The 17,994-nt window shown below is 69.0% G+C and carries 15 protein-coding genes; 12 read left to right on the plus strand and 3 right to left on the minus strand.

Features of this window, described 5'->3' with window-relative positions; all coding sequences use genetic code 11:
- Positions 1 to 58 precede the first annotated feature (58 nt).
- Positions 59 to 466 (minus strand): secondary thiamine-phosphate synthase enzyme YjbQ, encoded by a 408-nt coding sequence (locus OG884_RS04715; RefSeq protein ID WP_326642509.1) that lies wholly within the window; start codon positions 464 to 466, stop codon positions 59 to 61.
- Between the two features lie 512 nt (positions 467 to 978).
- On the opposite strand from OG884_RS04715, the gene aceE reads away from it, so the two are divergent.
- The 11 genes from aceE to OG884_RS04770 all read left to right on the plus strand — a co-directional run bounded on the left by aceE (position 979) and on the right by OG884_RS04770 (position 14,080).
- Entirely contained in the window at positions 979 to 3,726 is a 2,748-nt protein-coding gene (gene aceE, locus OG884_RS04720) for a pyruvate dehydrogenase (acetyl-transferring), homodimeric type (RefSeq protein WP_442811633.1), read from the plus strand.
- A 93-nt stretch (positions 3,727 to 3,819) separates the two neighbouring features.
- Entirely contained in the window at positions 3,820 to 5,376 is a 1,557-nt protein-coding gene (locus OG884_RS04725) for an alpha/beta hydrolase (protein WP_326642511.1), read from the plus strand.
- A gap of 172 nt (positions 5,377 to 5,548) precedes the next feature.
- Positions 5,549 to 5,977, plus strand: coding sequence for a hypothetical protein (locus OG884_RS04730; protein WP_326642513.1), 429 nt, complete (start codon positions 5,549 to 5,551; stop codon positions 5,975 to 5,977).
- Positions 5,978 to 5,987: 10 nt separating this feature from the next.
- Positions 5,988 to 7,148 (plus strand): glutathionylspermidine synthase family protein, encoded by a 1,161-nt coding sequence (locus OG884_RS04735; RefSeq protein ID WP_326642515.1) that lies wholly within the window; start codon positions 5,988 to 5,990, stop codon positions 7,146 to 7,148.
- A gap of 22 nt (positions 7,149 to 7,170) precedes the next feature.
- Entirely contained in the window at positions 7,171 to 7,662 is a 492-nt protein-coding gene (locus OG884_RS04740; protein WP_326642516.1) for a DUF350 domain-containing protein, read from the plus strand.
- A gap of 293 nt (positions 7,663 to 7,955) precedes the next feature.
- Positions 7,956 to 9,065, plus strand: a complete 1,110-nt coding sequence (locus OG884_RS04745; protein WP_326646855.1) for a PucR family transcriptional regulator — start codon at positions 7,956 to 7,958, stop codon at positions 9,063 to 9,065.
- 117 nt (positions 9,066 to 9,182) lie between these two features.
- Positions 9,183 to 10,094 (plus strand): ACP S-malonyltransferase, encoded by a 912-nt coding sequence (locus tag OG884_RS04750; RefSeq protein ID WP_326642518.1) that lies wholly within the window; start codon positions 9,183 to 9,185, stop codon positions 10,092 to 10,094.
- A gap of 7 nt (positions 10,095 to 10,101) precedes the next feature.
- The gene (locus OG884_RS04755; protein ID WP_326642520.1) at positions 10,102 to 11,058 is read left to right on the plus strand and encodes a beta-ketoacyl-ACP synthase III; all 957 of its coding nucleotides are present in this window, start codon (positions 10,102 to 10,104) and stop codon (positions 11,056 to 11,058) included.
- Positions 11,059 to 11,123: 65 nt separating this feature from the next.
- A complete protein-coding gene (locus OG884_RS04760; protein WP_030920149.1) occupies positions 11,124 to 11,363 on the plus strand; it encodes an acyl carrier protein in 240 nt (79 codons plus the stop codon).
- 50 nt (positions 11,364 to 11,413) lie between these two features.
- Positions 11,414 to 12,646: a beta-ketoacyl-ACP synthase II gene (fabF, locus tag OG884_RS04765; RefSeq protein WP_326642523.1), complete on the plus strand. Its 1,233-nt coding sequence runs from the start codon at positions 11,414 to 11,416 to the stop codon at positions 12,644 to 12,646.
- 12 nt (positions 12,647 to 12,658) lie between these two features.
- Positions 12,659 to 14,080, plus strand: coding sequence for an acyl-CoA carboxylase subunit beta (locus OG884_RS04770; RefSeq protein ID WP_326642525.1), 1,422 nt, complete (start codon positions 12,659 to 12,661; stop codon positions 14,078 to 14,080).
- A gap of 67 nt (positions 14,081 to 14,147) precedes the next feature.
- On the opposite strand, the gene OG884_RS04775 is transcribed toward OG884_RS04770, so the two are convergent.
- Together OG884_RS04775 and OG884_RS04780 are read right to left on the minus strand one after the other, a co-directional pair.
- Positions 14,148 to 15,956, minus strand: coding sequence for a WD40 repeat domain-containing protein (locus OG884_RS04775; protein ID WP_326642527.1), 1,809 nt, complete (start codon positions 15,954 to 15,956; stop codon positions 14,148 to 14,150).
- A 252-nt stretch (positions 15,957 to 16,208) separates the two neighbouring features.
- The gene (locus OG884_RS04780; RefSeq protein WP_326642529.1) at positions 16,209 to 16,703 is read right to left on the minus strand and encodes a DUF3145 domain-containing protein; all 495 of its coding nucleotides are present in this window, start codon (positions 16,701 to 16,703) and stop codon (positions 16,209 to 16,211) included.
- A gap of 205 nt (positions 16,704 to 16,908) precedes the next feature.
- Here OG884_RS04780 and OG884_RS04785 point away from each other — a divergent pair, with 205 nt between their 5' ends.
- A complete protein-coding gene (locus tag OG884_RS04785) occupies positions 16,909 to 17,976 on the plus strand; it encodes a S8 family peptidase (protein WP_326642531.1) in 1,068 nt (355 codons plus the stop codon).
- The last annotated feature ends 18 nt before the right edge of the window (positions 17,977 to 17,994 follow it).

Raw genomic sequence — 17,994 nt, forward strand, 5'->3', positions numbered from 1 at the left:
CACGCTGTGACCCTTAGTCGTCAACGGTCGCCACGGCAACGACTGGGCTACGTATGAATTAGTCCGACAAAAATGACAAACGGACCTGGCGTTCCAGATTGTCGATGTTGAGATCCACCACGGCGATGGACTGCCAGGTTCCCAGCGCGAGCCGTCCCGACAGGACCGGGACGGTGGCGTACGGCGGAATGAGGGCGGGCATGACATGCGACCGTCCATGCCCTCTTGAACCGTGCGCATGCCTCCATCTGCCATCGGCAGGAAGCAGAGCCTCCAAGGCCGCGAGCAGATCGTCGTCACTGCCTGAACCCAGCTCCAGCAGCGCGACCCCGGCGGTCGCATGGGGCACGAAGACGTTCAACAGGCCGTCGCCCCCACATGACCGGACGAAGCTCTCGCACTCGGAGGTGATGTCGTGCACCCGATCCCGGGAACCCGTTACCACCTCGATCGTCTGAGATCTCACATACCGATCCTACGATCCATCGTGAGCTGCGACGACGACCGCACCCCGGTCCGGAGCGCATCAGTGCCCCATCCGTCACACGCCCGCCCTGGGTAGATCACCTTATTTGGGATGCTCCTGCCCTCCATGAGGGCATGAAAAGGGTACGGAGGGCACTATGTGGGGAGGGCCACCCGTTACATATATGCAAGATTTCGATCGGTCCCGGCGGCGTCCCCGAGCCCGGAAAGCCTTCCTGCCGCAGGGTTTCGGGCCTCGTCCGGACCGCGGGCCCGGAGTCCCAAGGGGAGAGACCCCGGATTTCCAGGGAGAGGCCCTGTAAAAAGTAGGGAACCTCGTTGTAACCTTTGACGGCGATTCATCCTACCATCGGTGGTCTAGGCCACTTTTGTGCCCCTGCCAGCAGGGATCTCCTGGTTACCGGTAAGTAGAGATGCACTTTCCGGGGTAAGCGACCAGGATGGAAGACGACCTACACCAGACAAAAGTCCATCCTCGGAAGGCGAGACCCAGTGGCTTCCGGACGCCAGCGTTTCTCGATCATCAGCGACGGCCTACCCAGCCAGCTTCCTGATGTCGACCCCAGTGAGACCCAGGAGTGGCTCGAGTCGCTCGACAACGTCATCAAGACGGAAGGTCGCACTCGTGCTCGTTATCTGATGCTTCGGCTGTTGGAACGGGCCCGGGAGCACCAGGTCGGTGTGCCCGGCCTGCGCAGCACCGACTACATCAACACCATCCCGCCGGAACGTGAGCCCTGGTTCCCGGGCGACGAGTACGTCGAGCGCCGGATCCGCGCCTATACGCGCTGGAACGCGGCGGTCATGGTGACCCGGGCCAACGCCCGCACCAACGTCGGCGGGCACATCGCCACCTATGCCTCGGCCGCGTCGCTCTACGAGGTGGGTTTCAACCACTTCTTCCGCGGCAAGGATCACGGCGAGTCCGGAGACCAGGTCTTCTTCCAGGGCCACGCCGCACCGGGCATCTACGCCCGCGCCTTCCTTGAGGGCCGCCTCAAGGAGGCCCAGCTCGACGCCTTCCGCCAAGAGCTCTCGCACGGTTTCAAGGGCCTGCCCTCCTACCCGCACCCCCGCCTGATGCCCGACTTCTGGGAGTTCCCCACGGTCTCCATGGGTCTCGGGCCGATCGGGGCGATCTATCAGGCCCGGTTCAACCGCTACCTGCTGAACCGGAAGATCAAGGACACCAGCCGGAGCCACGTCTGGTGCTACCTCGGTGACGGCGAGATGGACGAGCCCGAGTCGCTCGGCGCGATCGGCCTGGCGGCCCGTGAGGAACTCGACAACCTCACCTTCGTCATCAACTGCAACCTGCAGCGTCTCGACGGCCCGGTGCGCGGCAACGGAAAGATCATCCAGGAGCTGGAGTCCTACTTCCGTGGCGCCGGCTGGAACGTCATCAAGGTCGTCTGGGGCCGCGACTGGGATCCGCTGCTGGCGGCCGACGTCGACGGCGTGCTGGTCAACAAGATGAACACCGTCCCCGACGGCCAGTTCCAGACCTACTCCGTCGAGTCCGGCGAGTACATCCGCGAGAACTTCTTCGGTGACGACCCGCGCCTGCGCAAGATGGTCGAGCACCTCTCGGACGAGGACATCCGCAAGCTGTCGCGCGGCGGCCACGACTACCGCAAGGTTTACGCGGCCTACAAGTCGGCCCGCGAGCACGTCGGCCAGCCGACCGTCATCCTCGCCCAGACCATCAAGGGCTGGACCCTCGGCAAGGACTTCGAGGCGCGCAACGCGACGCACCAGATGAAGAAGCTGTCCAAGGCCGACCTGAAGGAGTTCCGCGACCGGCTCTACCTGCCGATCCCCGACTCCGCCCTCGAAGCCGACCTTCCTCCGTACTTCCACCCGGGCGAGAACGACCCCGAGATCCAGTACATGAAGGAGCGGCGCGCGGCCCTGGGCGGTTTCCTGCCCAAGCGCGTGATGCGCGCCAAGCCGGTCAAACTTCCCGGCGACGCCGCCTACGCACAGCTGAAGAAGGGCTCCGGCAAGCAGAACGTCGCCACCACCATGGCGTTCGTCCGCCTGCTCAAGGACCTCATGCGCGACAAGGAGATCGGCCACCGCTTCGTGCCGATCATCCCTGACGAGGCGCGTACCTTCGGTCTCGACGCGATCTTCCCGACGGCGAAGATCTACTCGCCGCACGGCCAGACGTACGAGGCGGTCGACCGCGAGCTGCTGCTGTCGTACAAGGAGTCGACCGAGGGCCAGATCCTGCACGAGGGCATCAGCGAGTCGGGCTCGATGGCCTCCACGATCGCGGTCGGCTCGTCGTACGCCACGCACGGCGAGCACATGATCCCGATCTACATCTTCTACTCGATGTTCGGCTGGCAGCGCACCGCCGACCAGATGTGGCAGCTCGCCGACCAGATGGGCCGCGGCTTCCTGCTCGGCGCCACCGCAGGCCGCACCACGCTGAACGGCGAGGGCCTGCAGCACGAGGACGGCCACACCCCGCTGATCGCCTCGACGAACCCGGCGGCGGTCTCGTACGACCCGTCGTGGGGGTTCGAGGTGGCCCACATCGTCCAGGACGGCCTGCGGAGGATGTACGGCGAGCAACCGGAGAACGTCTTCTACTACCTGACCGTCTACAACGAGCCCTACCTCCAGCCCGCCGAGCCCGCGGACCTGGACGTGGCGGGCCTGCTCAAGGGTCTGTACAGGTTCGCCCCGGCTCCGGCCGTCTCGGGGCCGAAGGCCAACATCCTGGTGTCCGGCGTGGCCGGGCCGTGGGCCGTGGAGGCCCAGCGGTTGCTGGCCGAGGACTGGGGTGTGGCGGCGGAGGTCTGGTCGGCCACCTCCTGGACGGAGCTGCGCCGTGACGCGCTCGCCGCCGAGGAGCACAACCTGCTCAACCCCGGGGCGGACAAGCGCGTGCCGTACATCACGCAGGCGCTGTCGAAGGCCCAGGGGCCGTTCGTGGGCGTGAGCGACTACATGCGGGCGGTCCAGGACCAGATCGCCCAGTGGGTTCCCGGTGACTGGAGCTCGCTCGGCACCGACGGCTTCGGCCTGTCGGACACCCGGTCGGCGCTGCGCCGCCACTTCCACGTGGACGCGGCCTCGATCACCCTGGCCGTGCTCACCCAGCTGGTCGAGCGCGGTGAGCTCGACTCCGAGGTGCTGGGCGACGCCATCGCCATGTACCACCTGAAGAACGGCGTGACCGAGGCCGGGGGCGCCGAGAGCAACGACACCCAGTCCATGGGAGTGTGATCCTTTCCGGGCGGGTTCTCCTTTTCCAGGGGGGCCCGCCCGGTTAGGGTGGAATCGCTTCCCCCGGCGAACGATTCCAGGGGGAGCTGTTTCATGGCAAGAATCCTTAGGGCGGCCGCGACGGTCACGGCCCTGTCAACCGCGCTCGCCGCCTGCGGCGGCTACGGGAACCGCGCCGTCTCGGACATCTCCGCGCCGACCGCCACCGCGGCAACGGTCACGCCCTCGGGGACGCCCTCGAAGACGATCGTCTGGGGTCCCTGCACCGACATCCAGCGACCCGGCGGCCAGCCCCCCGCGGCGCCCGACCGCACGCAGCAGTGCGGGAGGCTCAAGGTCCCGCTCGACTACGCCAAACCGAACGGCGAGTCCATCGACATGGCCGTCATCCGCGTCAAGGCCACGGGCCCCGGTGCGCGGATCGGCTCGCTGGTCTTCAACTTCGGCGGTCCCGGCGCCTCGGGCGTCGACACCCTCGCCCAGGCCGCCAAGGCCTTCACCAATCTGAACCGCCGCTACGACCTGGTCAGCTTCGATCCCCGCGGAGTCGGCCGCAGTTCGGGCGTCAGGTGCGACGGCAACGCGATGATGGACAAGTTCACCTCGATGAACACCCTGCCCACCAACGACGCCGAACGCGCCCAGATCCGGCTGACCACCAAGGAGTTCGTGACGGCCTGCGGGCAGACCTCGGGCAGGCTTCTGCCCTATGTCGGCACCGTGAACGCCGCCGCGGACATGGACCGCCTCCGCGAGGCCCTGGGCGAAAGACAGCTGAACTACTTCGGCATCTCGTACGGGACGCAGCTCGGCGCGGTCTACGCGACCAGGTTCCCGAAGAACGTGGGCCGGTTCGTGCTGGACGCCCCGCTGGACCCGAGCGTGTCCATGGCCGATCGAACGCTGGTCCAGACGAAGGGCTTCCAGCACGCCTACAACGCCTTCCTGAAGGACTGCGTGAAGGAGCCCGGCCAGTGCGAGATCGGCACCGACGCGACCATCGCGAACAAGAACGTCGTGAAACTCATGGACGACCTGAAGGACGAGCCGCTCGAGGTCCGCGACCGTACCCTGACGCAGGGGCTGGCGGGCACCGGCATCGCCGCCGCGCTGTATTCGGAGATGACCTGGCCGCTGCTGGACCAGGCGCTGGGTCAGGCGATCAAGGATGACGGCCGGATCCTGCTGGCGCTGGCCGACAGCTACAACGGCCGCCTGCCCGACGGCAGCTACACGACGCTCATGAGCAGCTTCCCGGCGATCAGCTGCGTCGACACCGCGGAACGGCCCACTCCCGAGCAGCTGGCAGCCCTGGAGGCCGAGACGATGAGGGTCTCCCCGCTGTTCGGCGGCACCGGCATGGGTCTGATCTGCTCGATGTGGCCGGTTCCCGGCAGCGACGAGGCCAGGCGGGTCAACGCCACGGGCTCGGCTCCGATCATGGTGATCGGTGGCACGGGCGACCCCGCCACACCGTACGAGTGGGCTCCGAAACTGACCTCGGAACTCAGGACGGGCGTGCTGGTGACCTACAAGGGCGAGGGGCACGGCGCCTACCTGTCCGGCGACGCCTGCATCGGAAAGGTGACCGACGCCTACCTGATCGACGGGAAGGTTCCGGCGAAGGGGATCACCTGCCCCAACTCCTGACGCGCCCTTCCCAGTGCCCGCAGGTCTCCAGGCGGGGCAGTGCGGTCTCGCCGAGCCGATGGAGCTCGATTCTCCATGCGCGAACACCGGCGGCTCCGCCATGGCTCCATACGGTGGTTGAACCGACAAAACAGCATCGATACCCTAGTGCGACGCATCTCATTGGAGCTCAATGGCCCAACCACCAAAACACCCACTGGCCGCACCACAGAATCTTCCCGGCAAACCACCCGCCAAGCCCTCGGGGTTCAAGGCTTCCAAGGTGGTCACCATCACCGGGATCGGCGTCGTGTCGCTGCTTCTGGTCGGCTACTGCTCCGCGCAGCAGGACTACGAGGAGGTAGGCGCCGAGTGCGTCGACCTCAACAGCCGCCAGCCTGACGGCACGTACGAGGTGGTGGACGAGGACCTCTGCGACGACAACCGCTACCACGGGTCACGGGGCGCCTACAGCTGGTACTACGGCGGCGTCAGGAGCGGCGCCTACATCCAGCAGGGGACCACGGTGCGCCCCTCGGACGTCAAGATCACCAGCCGGAAGGGCACCGTGATCCAGCGGGGCGGCTTCGGCGGGCGCAGCGGGTCGGGCGGCGGGAGCTGATCCGGCACAGATGAGACGCGAGACCTCGCTCCCCCGCGACGGCTGGGAGAGCATCATCGAAGGCCACGGACTGGCCTACCACCGCTCGGCACACCCCGAAGGCCTCGTCCGCCCGTACTGGGACGAGACCGTGCAGTACGTCTTCTCCATGGACGAGGTCCTGGACCTGGAGAACCAGGTCGAGGAGCTGCACCGGATGTGCCTGCACGCCGTGGAGCACGTCATCGAGAAGAACCGCTACGCCGACTTCGCGATCCCGGACTGGGTGGCCCCGGAGATCGCCGCCTCCTGGGGGCGGAACGACCCGCACCTGTTCGGCCGGTTCGACCTGCGCTACGACGGGACCGGGCCGGCCAAGATGCTGGAGTACAACGCCGACACCCCCACCAGCCTTCTGGAAAGCTCGGTGGTGCAGTGGTTCTGGCTGCGCGACCGCTACCCCGACGACGACCAGTGGAACTCCATACACGAACGACTGATCGCCAGGTGGCAGCAGATCTCGACCAGCCTGCCCACCGGGCCCGCGCACTTCGCCTGGACCAACATGGACGCCTCAGGTGAGGAGGCGATGACCCTCGCCTACCTGCAGGAGACCGCCGACCAGGCCGGGCTCAAGACCGTCGCGGTGGCCATGGAGGACATCGGCTGGGACGACCTCAACCTCCGCTTCGTCGACATGGAGCGCCGGGTGATCCGCACGCTCTGCAAGCTGTACCCGTGGGAGTGGGCGATCGCCGACCCGTTCGGCACGCGGGCGGTGCGCCAGCAGGTCTCCACGACCTGGATCGAGCCACTGTGGAAGATGCTGCTGTCCAACAAGGCGCTGCTCGCGGTGCTCTGGGAGCTGTATCCGGACCACCCGAACCTGCTGCCCGCCTATCTCGACGGCCCCCGCTGCATGTCCTCGTACATCGCCAAGCCGCTGCTCGGCCGCGAGGGCGCGAGCATGCGGATCGTCGCCCCCGGCGAGCGCGTCGAGACCTCGGGTGGCTACGGCGCCGAAGGGCACGTCTACCAGGAGTTCCAGGCGCTGCCCGTCTTCGACGGCTGGCGCCCCGTGCTCGGCGCCTGGGTGGTCCACGACGAGGCGGCGGGTGTCGGCATCCGCGAGACCTCAGGGTTCATCACCGACGACACGTCGTCATTCGTTCCGCACCGCATCGAGCTCTGAGTCCTGAAAAGAGAATCAAGCCATGAGTCCCACCCCCATCCCGGCCGTGACGCTCCCGCCCTCCGTGACCGGCGGCGAGACGCTCTCAATCGCCGAAATCCTCGGGCGCGGCGCGCTCGCGATCGCCTCCTACGCCGCCCTCGGCGTGATCCTGCTGATCATCGGCTTCTACGTGATCGACATGGCCATCCCCGGCAAGCTCAGCCGGCTGATCAAGGAGGACCGTAACCCCAACGCCACACTGCTGGCCTGCTCGGGACTGGCCGCCGTCGGGCTGATCGTCGCGGCCTCCATCTGGTCCTCGGGCGGAGCCCTGCACGAGGGCCTGCTCGCGACGCTGGTCTTCGGCCTGGTCGGCATCGCCGTGCAGACCGTGGCGATGATCGCGTTCGACAGGGTGGCGGGGATCTCGGTACGCGATCTGGTCAAGGAGGCGGAGCTCCAGCCAGGCGCCCGGCTGCTGGCGGTCACCCACCTGGCCATCGGACTGATCACCGCCGTCGCGGTCGTCTGAGCGCACGGTCGGCTGAGCACGGCCATATGAGCACGTGGTCGGCTGAGCGCGGTCGGCCGCCACTCGGCCGCGTCCGCCGTAGGGGACCCGGTCATACCGGATGTACAAGATCGAGGGTGCTGCGCTGTCCGGAACAGTGGCTGGCGCATCTCCGACGACCTGGCACTCTTGGTGACGTGAGGGAACGGATCGAGCGAGCGGTCAGGCACAGCGACGTCGTGGCCGGGTCGGACGGGAGAGATCTCGACTCCGACCGGGTCAGGGAGGACACCACACGTCGGCTGGAGCGGGCCATGGGCACGCTGAGCACGGCCGCCATGGCCCGGATGGACGACCGGCTGATGTGGTTCCGCGCCCTTTCCGCAGAGGACAGGTCCTGGGTCGGACTGGTCGCCCAGGCCGGGATCGCCGCCTTCGTGGAGTGGTTCCAACACGCCGGCGAAGGCCGCCCGACGCCCAGCATCGAGTTCTTCGGCACCGCGCCCAGGGAGCTGAAGCGGTCCATCTCGCTGCAGCAGACGGTCGACATCGTGCGGGTCGTGGTCGAGGTGGTCGAGGCACAGACCGAAGAACTGGCGGCGCCCGGCGGGGATGACCAGCTCCAGCAGGCGATGCTCCGCTACACCCGCGACGTCGCGTTCGCCGCCGCGCAGGTGTACGCGCGGGAGGCCGAGGCCCGCGGCGCCTGGGACGCTCGACTGGAAGCGCTGATCGTGGACGCCCTGGTCAGGGGGGAGGTCGACGACGGCCTGCACTCGTGGGCCGCCGCGCTCGGCTGGACCTCCACCCCCGTCGTGGTGCTGGCGGGACAGACACCCGACGACGACCCGCAGGCGGTGATAGACACGTTGCGCGACCGGGGCCGCAGGTCTGGTCTGGACATGCTGGCCGGGGTGCAGGGCGACCGGCTGATCGTGATCGTGGGCGGTGCGGACAGCGTCGCCGCCGCTGCCAGGCACGTGGTGCCGCGTTTCGGAGACGGGCCGATCGTGATCGGGCCCGAGGTGGCGGACCTGCACTCGGCCGCCAGATCCGCGCGGGCGGCGATGGCCGGGCTGCGGGCCGCCGCGGGGTGGCCGGACGCGCCCAGGCCGGTCCACGCCGAGGACCTGCTGGCCGAACGGGCCCTCGACGGTGACGCCGACGCCAGGGCACAGCTGATCGAGAACGTCTACCTGCCGCTGATCGGCACGCCACTGCTCGACACCCTGGCGACCTACCTGGAACAGGGCACCTCCCTGGAGGCGACGGCCCGGCTGCTGTTCGTCCACCCGAACACGGTGCGCTACCGCCTGCGCAAGATCACCGAGCTGACCGGCTACCAGCCGACGGAGGGCCGGTCCGCCTTCACGCTGCAGGTGGGACTGATTCTCGGACGCCTATCGGAAGCACCGGTTACCTAGAAGGCTTTACTTAACTTCCACGAAACTCCCCCTGTAGGTTCCCTACAAAAAAGTGGTGACAAACTTCGTCTGGATCTCCATCCGTGTATTGGACTTCTACAGGGCAGGCTGGATTTCGTGCTCGTCATCGTCGCTCCGGGCCAGGGTGCCCAGACTCCAGGCTTCCTCGGTCCATGGCTCGAACTGCCGAGCGTGACCGACCGGCTGACCGCTTGGTCAGAGCTGGCCGGACTCGATCTGATCGCCTACGGGACCACCGCCGACGCGGACGAGATCCGTGACACCGCCGTCGCGCAGCCCCTGCTCGTCGCCGCCGGACTGGCCGTCGCCGAGGTCCTGGGGGCCTCTCCCGACATCGTCGCCGGGCACAGCGTGGGCGAGTTCACGGCCGCGGCCCTGGCCGGGGTGCTCACTCCCGAACAGGCCCTCGGCCTCGTCCGTGAGCGCGGCCAGGCCATGGCCAAGGCCGCGGCCGTCACCGAGACCGGCATGTCCGCCGTCCTCGGCGGGGTCGAGGAGGAGGTCCTCGCGGCCATCGCCGCCAACGGGCTCACTCCGGCCAACGTCAACGGCGCCGGGCAGATCGTCATCGGCGGCACGCTGGAGCAGCTGGCGGCGTTCAAGGCGGAACCGCCCGCCCGCGCCCGGGTGATCCCGCTGTCGGTCGCCGGCGCGTTCCACACCGTGCACATGGCCTCCGCCGTCGACAGCCTGCGTGAGGCCACCTTGGGCCTCGACCCCGCCGACCCCACCGTCACCCTGCTGTCCAACAACGACGGCGCGGCGGTCACAAGCGGCGCCGAGTTCCTGGAGCGTCTGGTCACCCAGGTCGCCAACCCGGTGCGCTGGGACGCCTGCATGGCCACGATGGCCGAACTCGGCGTCACCACCATGATCGAACTTGTCCCCGGCGGCACGCTCACCGGCCTGGCCAAGCGTGCTCTGCGCGGGGTGACGACCGTCGCCCTGAAGACCCCCGACGATCTGGAAGCCGCACGAGCCGCTCTCCAGTCGAATGAGGAGCGGTGACCGACGTATGAAGACCTCTCAGGGCTCTCCGGGCGCGAAGATCCTGGCCTTCGGCCACTACCAGCCTTCCCAGGTGGTCACCAACGACGACCTGGCCGCGACCATGGAGACCGACGACGCCTGGATCCAGAGCCGCGTCGGCATCAAGGAACGCCGGATCGCCCCGGACAGCGAGTCCGAGATCGACCTGGCCGTGCAGGCGGGCGGCAAGGCCCTCGCCGCGAGCGGCCTGTCGGTCTCCGACATCGACCTGGTGATCGTCGCCACCTGCACGCTGGAGACGCAGATCCCCAACGCCGCCGGCCGGGTGGCCACGCGGCTGGGCATCGACGCACCCGGCGCGTTCGACGTCAACACCGCCTGCTCGGGCTTCTGCTACGCGCTCGCGGTCGCCAACGACGCGATCCGCGCGGGCTCGGCCACCAACGTGCTCGTCATCGGCACGGAGAAGCTCTCCCAGTGGATCGACTGGACCGACCGGGCCACTGCGGTGATCTTCGCCGACGGCGCGGGCGCGGCGGTCGTCGGCCCCTCCGACACTCCGGGGATCGGTCCCGTGGTGTGGGGCAGCGCCGGCGACAAGTTCGACGCGATCATCATCAAGGACCGCGACTCCTTCCTGCACCAGGAGGGCCAGACCGTGTTCCGCTGGGCGACCACCGCACTCCACCCCGTCGCCAAGGAGATCTGCGAGCGTGCCGGGGTGGACCCGGCGGACCTCGCGGCCTTCGTGCCCCACCAGGCCAACCTGCGCATCATCGAGACGATCGCCCGCAAGCTCGGCGCCGAGAACGCCGTCATCGCCAAGGACATCGTCCTGGCGGGCAACACCTCGGCCGCCTCGATCCCCCTTGCCCTGTCCCGGATGATCGAACGCGGCGAGGTCCGGTCCGGCGGGCTCGCCCTGCTGCTGGGCTTCGGCGCGGGCCTGACCTACGCCGGTCAGGTCATCGAGATCCCCTAGAACTTCCGCACGGCCCCGCCGCACGGAAAGCCAGAAGAAAACCCATTTCAAGGAGAACACGCGACATGGCTCTGACCGAGCAGGAGATCCTCGCCGGCATTGGCAAGATCGTCAACGAGATAACCGGAATCCCGGCCTCCGAGGTCACCCCGGAGAAGAGCTTCGTCGACGACCTCGACATCGACTCGCTGTCCATGGTCGAGATCGCCGTCGCCGCCCAGGACGAATTCGGCGTGGAGATCCCGGACGACCAGCTCAAGCACCTCAAGAACGTCAAGGACGTCATCAACTTCATCCAGAACTGAGACGTCTCGGCCTTTGCCCCTAGACCAGCGATTCACAAGGAGCGCAGAACGTGAGTACAGACCAGGTACGCGTCGTCGTCACCGGGCTCGGCGCGACAACGCCCCTCGGTGGCGACGTCGCCTCGTCCTGGTCGGCGCTTCTCGCCGGTCAGTCCGGGGTCCGCGACATCACCGAAGACTGGGTCGACTCCGTCCCGGTGAAGTTCGCCGCCTTCGCCGCGGTGGACCCGACCGAGGTGCTGCCTCGGCCGGAGTCCCGGCGGCTGGACCGGACCGAACAGTTCGCACTGGTCGCGGCCCGCGAGGCGTGGGCGCACGCCGCGATCGACAAGATCGACCCCGAGCGGCTCGGTGTCGTCGTGGGCAGCGGTATCGGTGGCATCACCACGATCCTCGCCGCCTACGACACCTTCAAGGAGAAGGGCTGGCAGCGGCTCTCACCGTTCACCGTGCCCATGCTGATGCCGAACGGCGCGGCGGGCTGGATCGGCATCGAGGTCGGCGCCCGCGCCGGCGTCCACGCCACCGTGAGCGCCTGCGCCACCGGCGCCGAGTCGATCGGGTACGCCATTGAGATGATCCGCTCCGGCCGGGCCGACGTGGTCGTGGCAGGCGGCACCGAGGCCGCCATCCACCCGCTGAACATCGGCTCCTTCGCCGCCATGCGCGCCATGTCGACCCGTAACGACGAGCCCCAGCGCGCCTCCCGGCCGTGGGACAAGGGCCGTGACGGGTTCGTCCTCGGCGAGGGCGCCGGCATCCTGGTGCTGGAGTCGGAGGAGCACGCCCGCGCGCGTGGCGCCACGATCTACGCGGTGGCCGCCGGGGTCGGATACTCGGCCGACGCCCACCACATCGCCCAGCCCGAGCCGACCGGTGCCGGGGTCATGCTGGCCATGCGCCGCGCCCTGGAGAACTCCGGCCTCACGGGCGGCGACATCAAGCACGTGAACGCGCACTCCACCTCCACTCCCGCCGGCGACGTGGTGGAGGCGTTCGCGATCAAGGAGGTCATCGGCGACCATCCGCTGGTCAGCGGCACCAAGTCGATGACCGGCCACCTGCTCGGCGGTGCCGGCGGCATCGAGTCCGTCTTCACCGTCCTCGCGCTGCACGAGCGACGCGCACCCGGAACGATCAACGTGGACGACCTCGACGACGGCGTCGAGGTGGACATCGTGCGCGGTGAGCCACGTGCTCTGCCCGGTGGCCAGATCGCCGCGATCAACAACTCCTTCGGGTTCGGCGGACACGACGTCGCCGTGGCCTTCACCAGCGTCTGACAGGAGCTCGTGATGACTGTGCTCGACAGCGGGGTGGTGAGCGAGGCCTCCGAACAGGAGTCTCTTGATCCCCGTGACCCCCAGGTGCGCCTCTCCGCTCTGTTCGACGAGGGCTCGCTGCGGCTGATCTCGCCGGTCGATCGCAGCGGCATGCTCGCCGCGACGGGTCGTGTGGAGGGCGTGCCGGTCGTCGCGTTCGTCAGTGACGCCCGCGTGCAGGGCGGCGCGATGGGCGGCGAGGGGTGCGAGCACATCGTGCACGCCTACGACGTCGCGGTCCGCGAGCGGGTACCGATCATCGGCGTCTGGCACTCCGGCGGCGCACGCCTCGCCGAGGGTGTCGAGTCACTGCACGCGGTCGGCCTCGTCTTCGCCGCGATGACCCGTGCCTCAGGCGTGATCCCGCAGTTGTCCGTCGTCGTGGGCCCCGCCGCCGGCGGCGCCGCGTACGGCCCGGCGCTGACCGACATCGTGATCCTGGCCGACGAGGGCCGTATCTTCGTCACCGGTCCCGACGTGGTCCGCAGCGTCACCGGCGAGCAGATCGACATGGCCGGCCTGGGGGGACCCGAGCCGCACAGCAAGCGCAGCGGCGTCGTCCACGTGGTCACCAAGACCGAGACGGAGGCCTACCTGCAGGCCCGCCGCCTCGCGGTGCTCCTCGGCCACCAGGGCCGGGTTCGCACCGAGGTCGAAGAGGTCGACTTCTCCGGTCTGCTGCCCGAGAACGTGCGCCGCGCCTACGACGTGAAGCCGCTCATCAAGGGCCTGCTCGACGAGCCGGGCGTGGAGCTGCACGCCAAGTGGGCGCCCAACATCGTCACCACTCTGGGCCGCCTCGGGGGCCGGACCGTGGGAGTGGTGGCCAACAACCCGATGCGCCTGGGCGGCTGCCTCGACTCCACCTCGGCGGAGAAGGCCGCACGGTTCGTCCGGATGTGCGATGCCTTCGGGGTGCCGCTGGTCGTCCTGGTCGACGTCCCCGGCTACCTGCCCGGCGTCGGGCAGGAGCACGACGGCGTGGTCCGCCGCGGCGCCAAGCTCCTGCACGCCTTCGCCGAGGCCTCCGTGCCGCGGATCACCCTGGTGACCAGGAAGGCGTACGGCGGTGCCTACATCGCGATGAACTCCCGCTCGCTGGGCGCGACCAAGGTGTTCGGCTGGCCGACGACCCAGATCGCGGTCATGGGCGCGGTCGCCGCGGTCCGCATCCTCAAGCGCCGCGAGCTCGCCGCCGCCCCCGAAGAGGAGCGCGCCGCCCTGGAGACCAGGCTCGCCGAGGAGCATGAGATCCTCGCCGGCGGCCTCGATAGGGCCATCGAGCTCGGCGTGATCGACGAGGTCATCAAGCCCGGGGACACCCGGGGCGCCATCGCCAAGGTCCTGGCCAAGGCGACCCCCGCCCGGGGCGCGCACGGCAACATCCCGCTCTGAACGTGGCTCGTCGAGCCCTCGCCCCGGTCCAGCCGGGGCGGGGGCTCCCCCGTTGTGGCTCCTGGCCTCACGCGCCCGCGCTCGTACCGGTCGCGGGGCAGACCTCGCGGTAGGGCAGGTCGGGCCTGTTGCCGCGTGCGACGTTCCTGTTCTCGATGAGCCGGATCGGGCGCCCGCTCGGCAGGTCCCAGATCGCGAGGGCCCCTAATGGCCCGGTGCACTCCGCGCAGGTGAGATAGAACGTGGCGGCGAGGGTCCTGCCATCCGGGCTGAGCGCGAGTTCCTCGATGCCGTCGTACTGGTACGGGCTGACCGCCGCGTCCGTCCGCGGCTTCTTCTCGCTGTAGGGGAAGGAGGCGAGCATGCGCCGGGTGGAGACCTGCCACACGCTCACCATCGTGCCGTAGCCGACGACGAGGGTCTTCCTGTCCTTGCTGAAGGTCGCGGCGGCCCGCGCCAGGTCACCGCCCGTTAAATCCTCCCCCGGCACCCGGATGGGATCGCCCAGCGGCCTGCGCAGCGTCGTGTCCCACAACCGGACCTCTCCCCTGCCCTCCACCGCCATGACGCGCCCGTCGGGGCTGAACACCGCGTCGTGGCCGGGGGCGCCGCTGAGCAGCGGATGGGTGTAGGCCTCGATGTCGAGGGTCAGCACCGAACCCCAGTCTCCGAGCAGACGGAGCGTGCGATCCTCAGGCCCGAAGCGGGGCGTCACGCTCCCCAGGCCGGAAAGCGGGTAGCGAGCCAGCTCACGACGGTCGCTCACCCGCCAGAGCGTCACCCTGGCGCTCTCGTCGTCGGAGGAGGCGAGGAAGCGGCCGTCGGCGCTGAAGGCGAACCGCGGAATCGACCGCGACCGCGTGAGGTTTCCGGCCGACCGCCTGCCGGAGGCGACATCCCACAGCTCCGCCCGCCACTCCGTCCGAGCCTGGTCGAACGTCGTGCTCACCAGCGTCCTGCCGTCGGGGCTGAACGCCATGGGGAAGGAGCCGCCCTGGGAAAGCCACGGTGCCGGCACCCGCGTCCGGGTGCGGAGATCCCACAGCTCGGTCGTCGGCCCCGTGTCGCTGACGCCGGTCGGCGGGATACCCGATATGACGGCCCTGTCGTCGACGGACAGGGCGACCACGTCAAGGTAGGTCAGCGTCGTCGGCGGCAGGATCCGCTGCCGGCTGTCCACGTCCCACAACTGGCCCTGCGGCAGCTCGCCGCCATCGCTGACCACGAGCAGGCGTCCGCTGGGGCCGAACTCCAGCTTCTCCGCGTGCTCAAGGTAGGACGCGTCACCGAACGCGGCGCCGACCTGCTTTCCCGAGGCGAGGTCCCAGAGCCTCAACCCGTCACCGGCGGCCGTGGCGAGCCTGGTGCCGTCCGGGCTCAGGGATGCTGCGAAGGCCGCCTTGCCGGTCGTGGTGAAGGTGTGGAGTAGCTCGCGTGTGCCGGCCTCCCAGACACGGACCTCGTTCTCGTTCACGTCGGCACGCATCCGGCCGTCGGGGCTCAGGGCGTGGACCGTCGTGGCGGTGGCCAGGCGGTGGAGCCCGTCGCCGTGATAGGGCCCGGCGGTCGTGACCGCCTGCTTCAGCGTCGGGCCGTGGACGAACTCACTGACGATGTAGGGCGGGGACGCCTCGGGGTGGGCCTCGATGACCCTCGCGGTGCAGAAGGAGGAGACCTTCTGGGTGGCGGCGACCTCCTTGGCGAAGCGTCCCCGCAGTTGCGGATCCGCCCTGCCGCCGGCACACAGAACCTTGATCGCGACTCTGCCGCCCGTCTCGTCGTAGGCGTCGTAGACGACTCCCTGCCCGTCCTCACCCAGGCGCCCCGCGAGCCAGTAGCCACCGATCCGCTGAGGGTCTCCGACACGCAGTGACACGCCCACTCCCGACGATCCAGATTCCGATACCCCTCTATGTCGCGATAAAGGCATCGAAAGTTGCGGAATCCGGCGAGAAACTCCGATGTGTCCTTCGGCACGACGTGAGCATGATCGGCCACTGCCCCGGCAGAGGGCGGTCGTCAGGGCGGATACGGGCCGGTCACATCGACGTGGGCGCGGGACCGGCCGGGTCCGGCGGGACGTGCGAGGTCAGACGGCGAGGTCAGACGGCGGGGTCAGACGGCGGGGTCAGACGGCGGCGTGCAGCCAGCGGACCGGCGCGCCCTCCCCCGCGTAGCGGAACGACTCCAGTTCGGCGTCCCACTGCTTGCCCAGCAGGCGGTCGATCTCCTCCTCCAGCACCACGCGGCCCTGGCGTGCCATCAGCATGGCGGAGCGCAGCCGGTCCTCCGGGACCAGGATGTCGCCCGTGGCTCCGACAACGGCCGTGAAGGCCCCGAGAGACGGGGTGTAGGCGTGCCGGGACCCGTCGACACCCGGTGAGGCATCCTCGGTGATCTCGAAGCGGATCCGCTGCCAGCCCATCAGGGACGAGGTGACGGCCGCCGCGGTACCCACACGGGCCTCCCACTCGGCCTGTGCGCGCACGTGACCGGGCGCGGCGGGCTGTGGAGTCCATGTCAGGTCTACGGGGACGCCAAGAACACCTGCGACCGCCCATTCAATATGAGGGCACAGCGCAGGCTGAGCTGAGTGGACGTAAAGCACGCCACGAGCAGACACCGGACCTCCCGTTTCGTACGAGGTGCGCCTTCCCCAACGGCCTCGTACCAGGATGATCACAAGTGACTGAAGGAGAGACTACCGTCGGTCGTGACGTCGCACCAGAGGGGGGTCATACCAAGATGTTGCGACGCGGACGCTTGGCCAGGGCATCCTCGGGAGCGAAGAAAACCCCGCAAGCTGGTGAGCACCCCCGGAGGACCAGATGGACAACGATATCGAACGGGTCGAACCCATCCCCGGATCGCCCGCTCTGATCAGAAAAGGTCAGCTGCTGACCGACGCCTCGGGCATGGCGGCCACCGCCCGCTGGGCCGACGCCGTCACCGAGACCCAAGGGATCTACCGGGTACGGCTCTCGTCGGGCGTGGACGTCTGCGACCTGGTGGCATCGGTACGGGAGCGGGGATTTCCCGCCTCCCCCAACCACGTGCTGACAGGCCAGCCGCTCTACTTCGGAGGCCCGGCCTCCCGCCCCTTCCCCAGCCCCGCCCTCCCGATGCCCGAGCCCGCCGCGGACGGGCCCGCCACGACCGCCGTGACGGTGGCACTGGCCGACACGGGCCTGGCGTCGCACCCGTGGTGGCGAAAGAGCCCATGGTTTCTGGAGCAGGGACAGGACTCCGCAGAGGTGCCCGACTCGGACGGTGACGGCGAGTTGGACCTCCAGGCGGGGCACGGCACGTTCATCACCGGACTGCTCCTGCGGTCGGCCCCGGCGGCGAGGCCGCTGCCGATCCGGATGCTGAGCGGCCACGGCATCGGGGACGAGGCCGGACTGCTACACGTCCTGGAGCGGCTCAGGGCCGAACCACCCCGGGTGCTCAACCTGTCCTTCGGCGGTCACACCTTCGACGACGGGCCCTCCCCGCTGGTGGAGGCCGCCCTGGCGGAACTGGCCGGCACGGTCACGGTGGCCTGCGCGGGCAACACCGCCTCGGACCGCCCCTTCTGGCCCGCCGCCTCGCCCAGGGTGATCGCCGTCGGAGCACTGGACGCGGCGGAGCGGGACAGGGCCCCGTTCTCGGCGTACGGCCCGTGGGTCGACGCGTGTGCCCGCGGCGAGTGGCTGTCCAGCACCTTCCTCGAACACGGCGCGTTCCGCGGCTACGCGTGCTGGAGCGGGACCTCCTTCGCCGCCGCCCTGGTGAGCGGGGCGATCGCCGCGGCGTCCGCGGACCGGCCGTCGCAGGAGGCCGTGGAACACGTCCTCGCCCCGGCGGGAGCCAGGCGGATCCCCGATTTGGGAGTCGTCGTGCCCACACCCGGCTAAAGTCTCACTCAAAGTATT

Origin of the sequence: Streptosporangium sp. NBC_01755 (genome assembly GCF_035917995.1) — a bacterium.
Lineage (GTDB): Bacteria > Actinomycetota > Actinomycetes > Streptosporangiales > Streptosporangiaceae > Streptosporangium.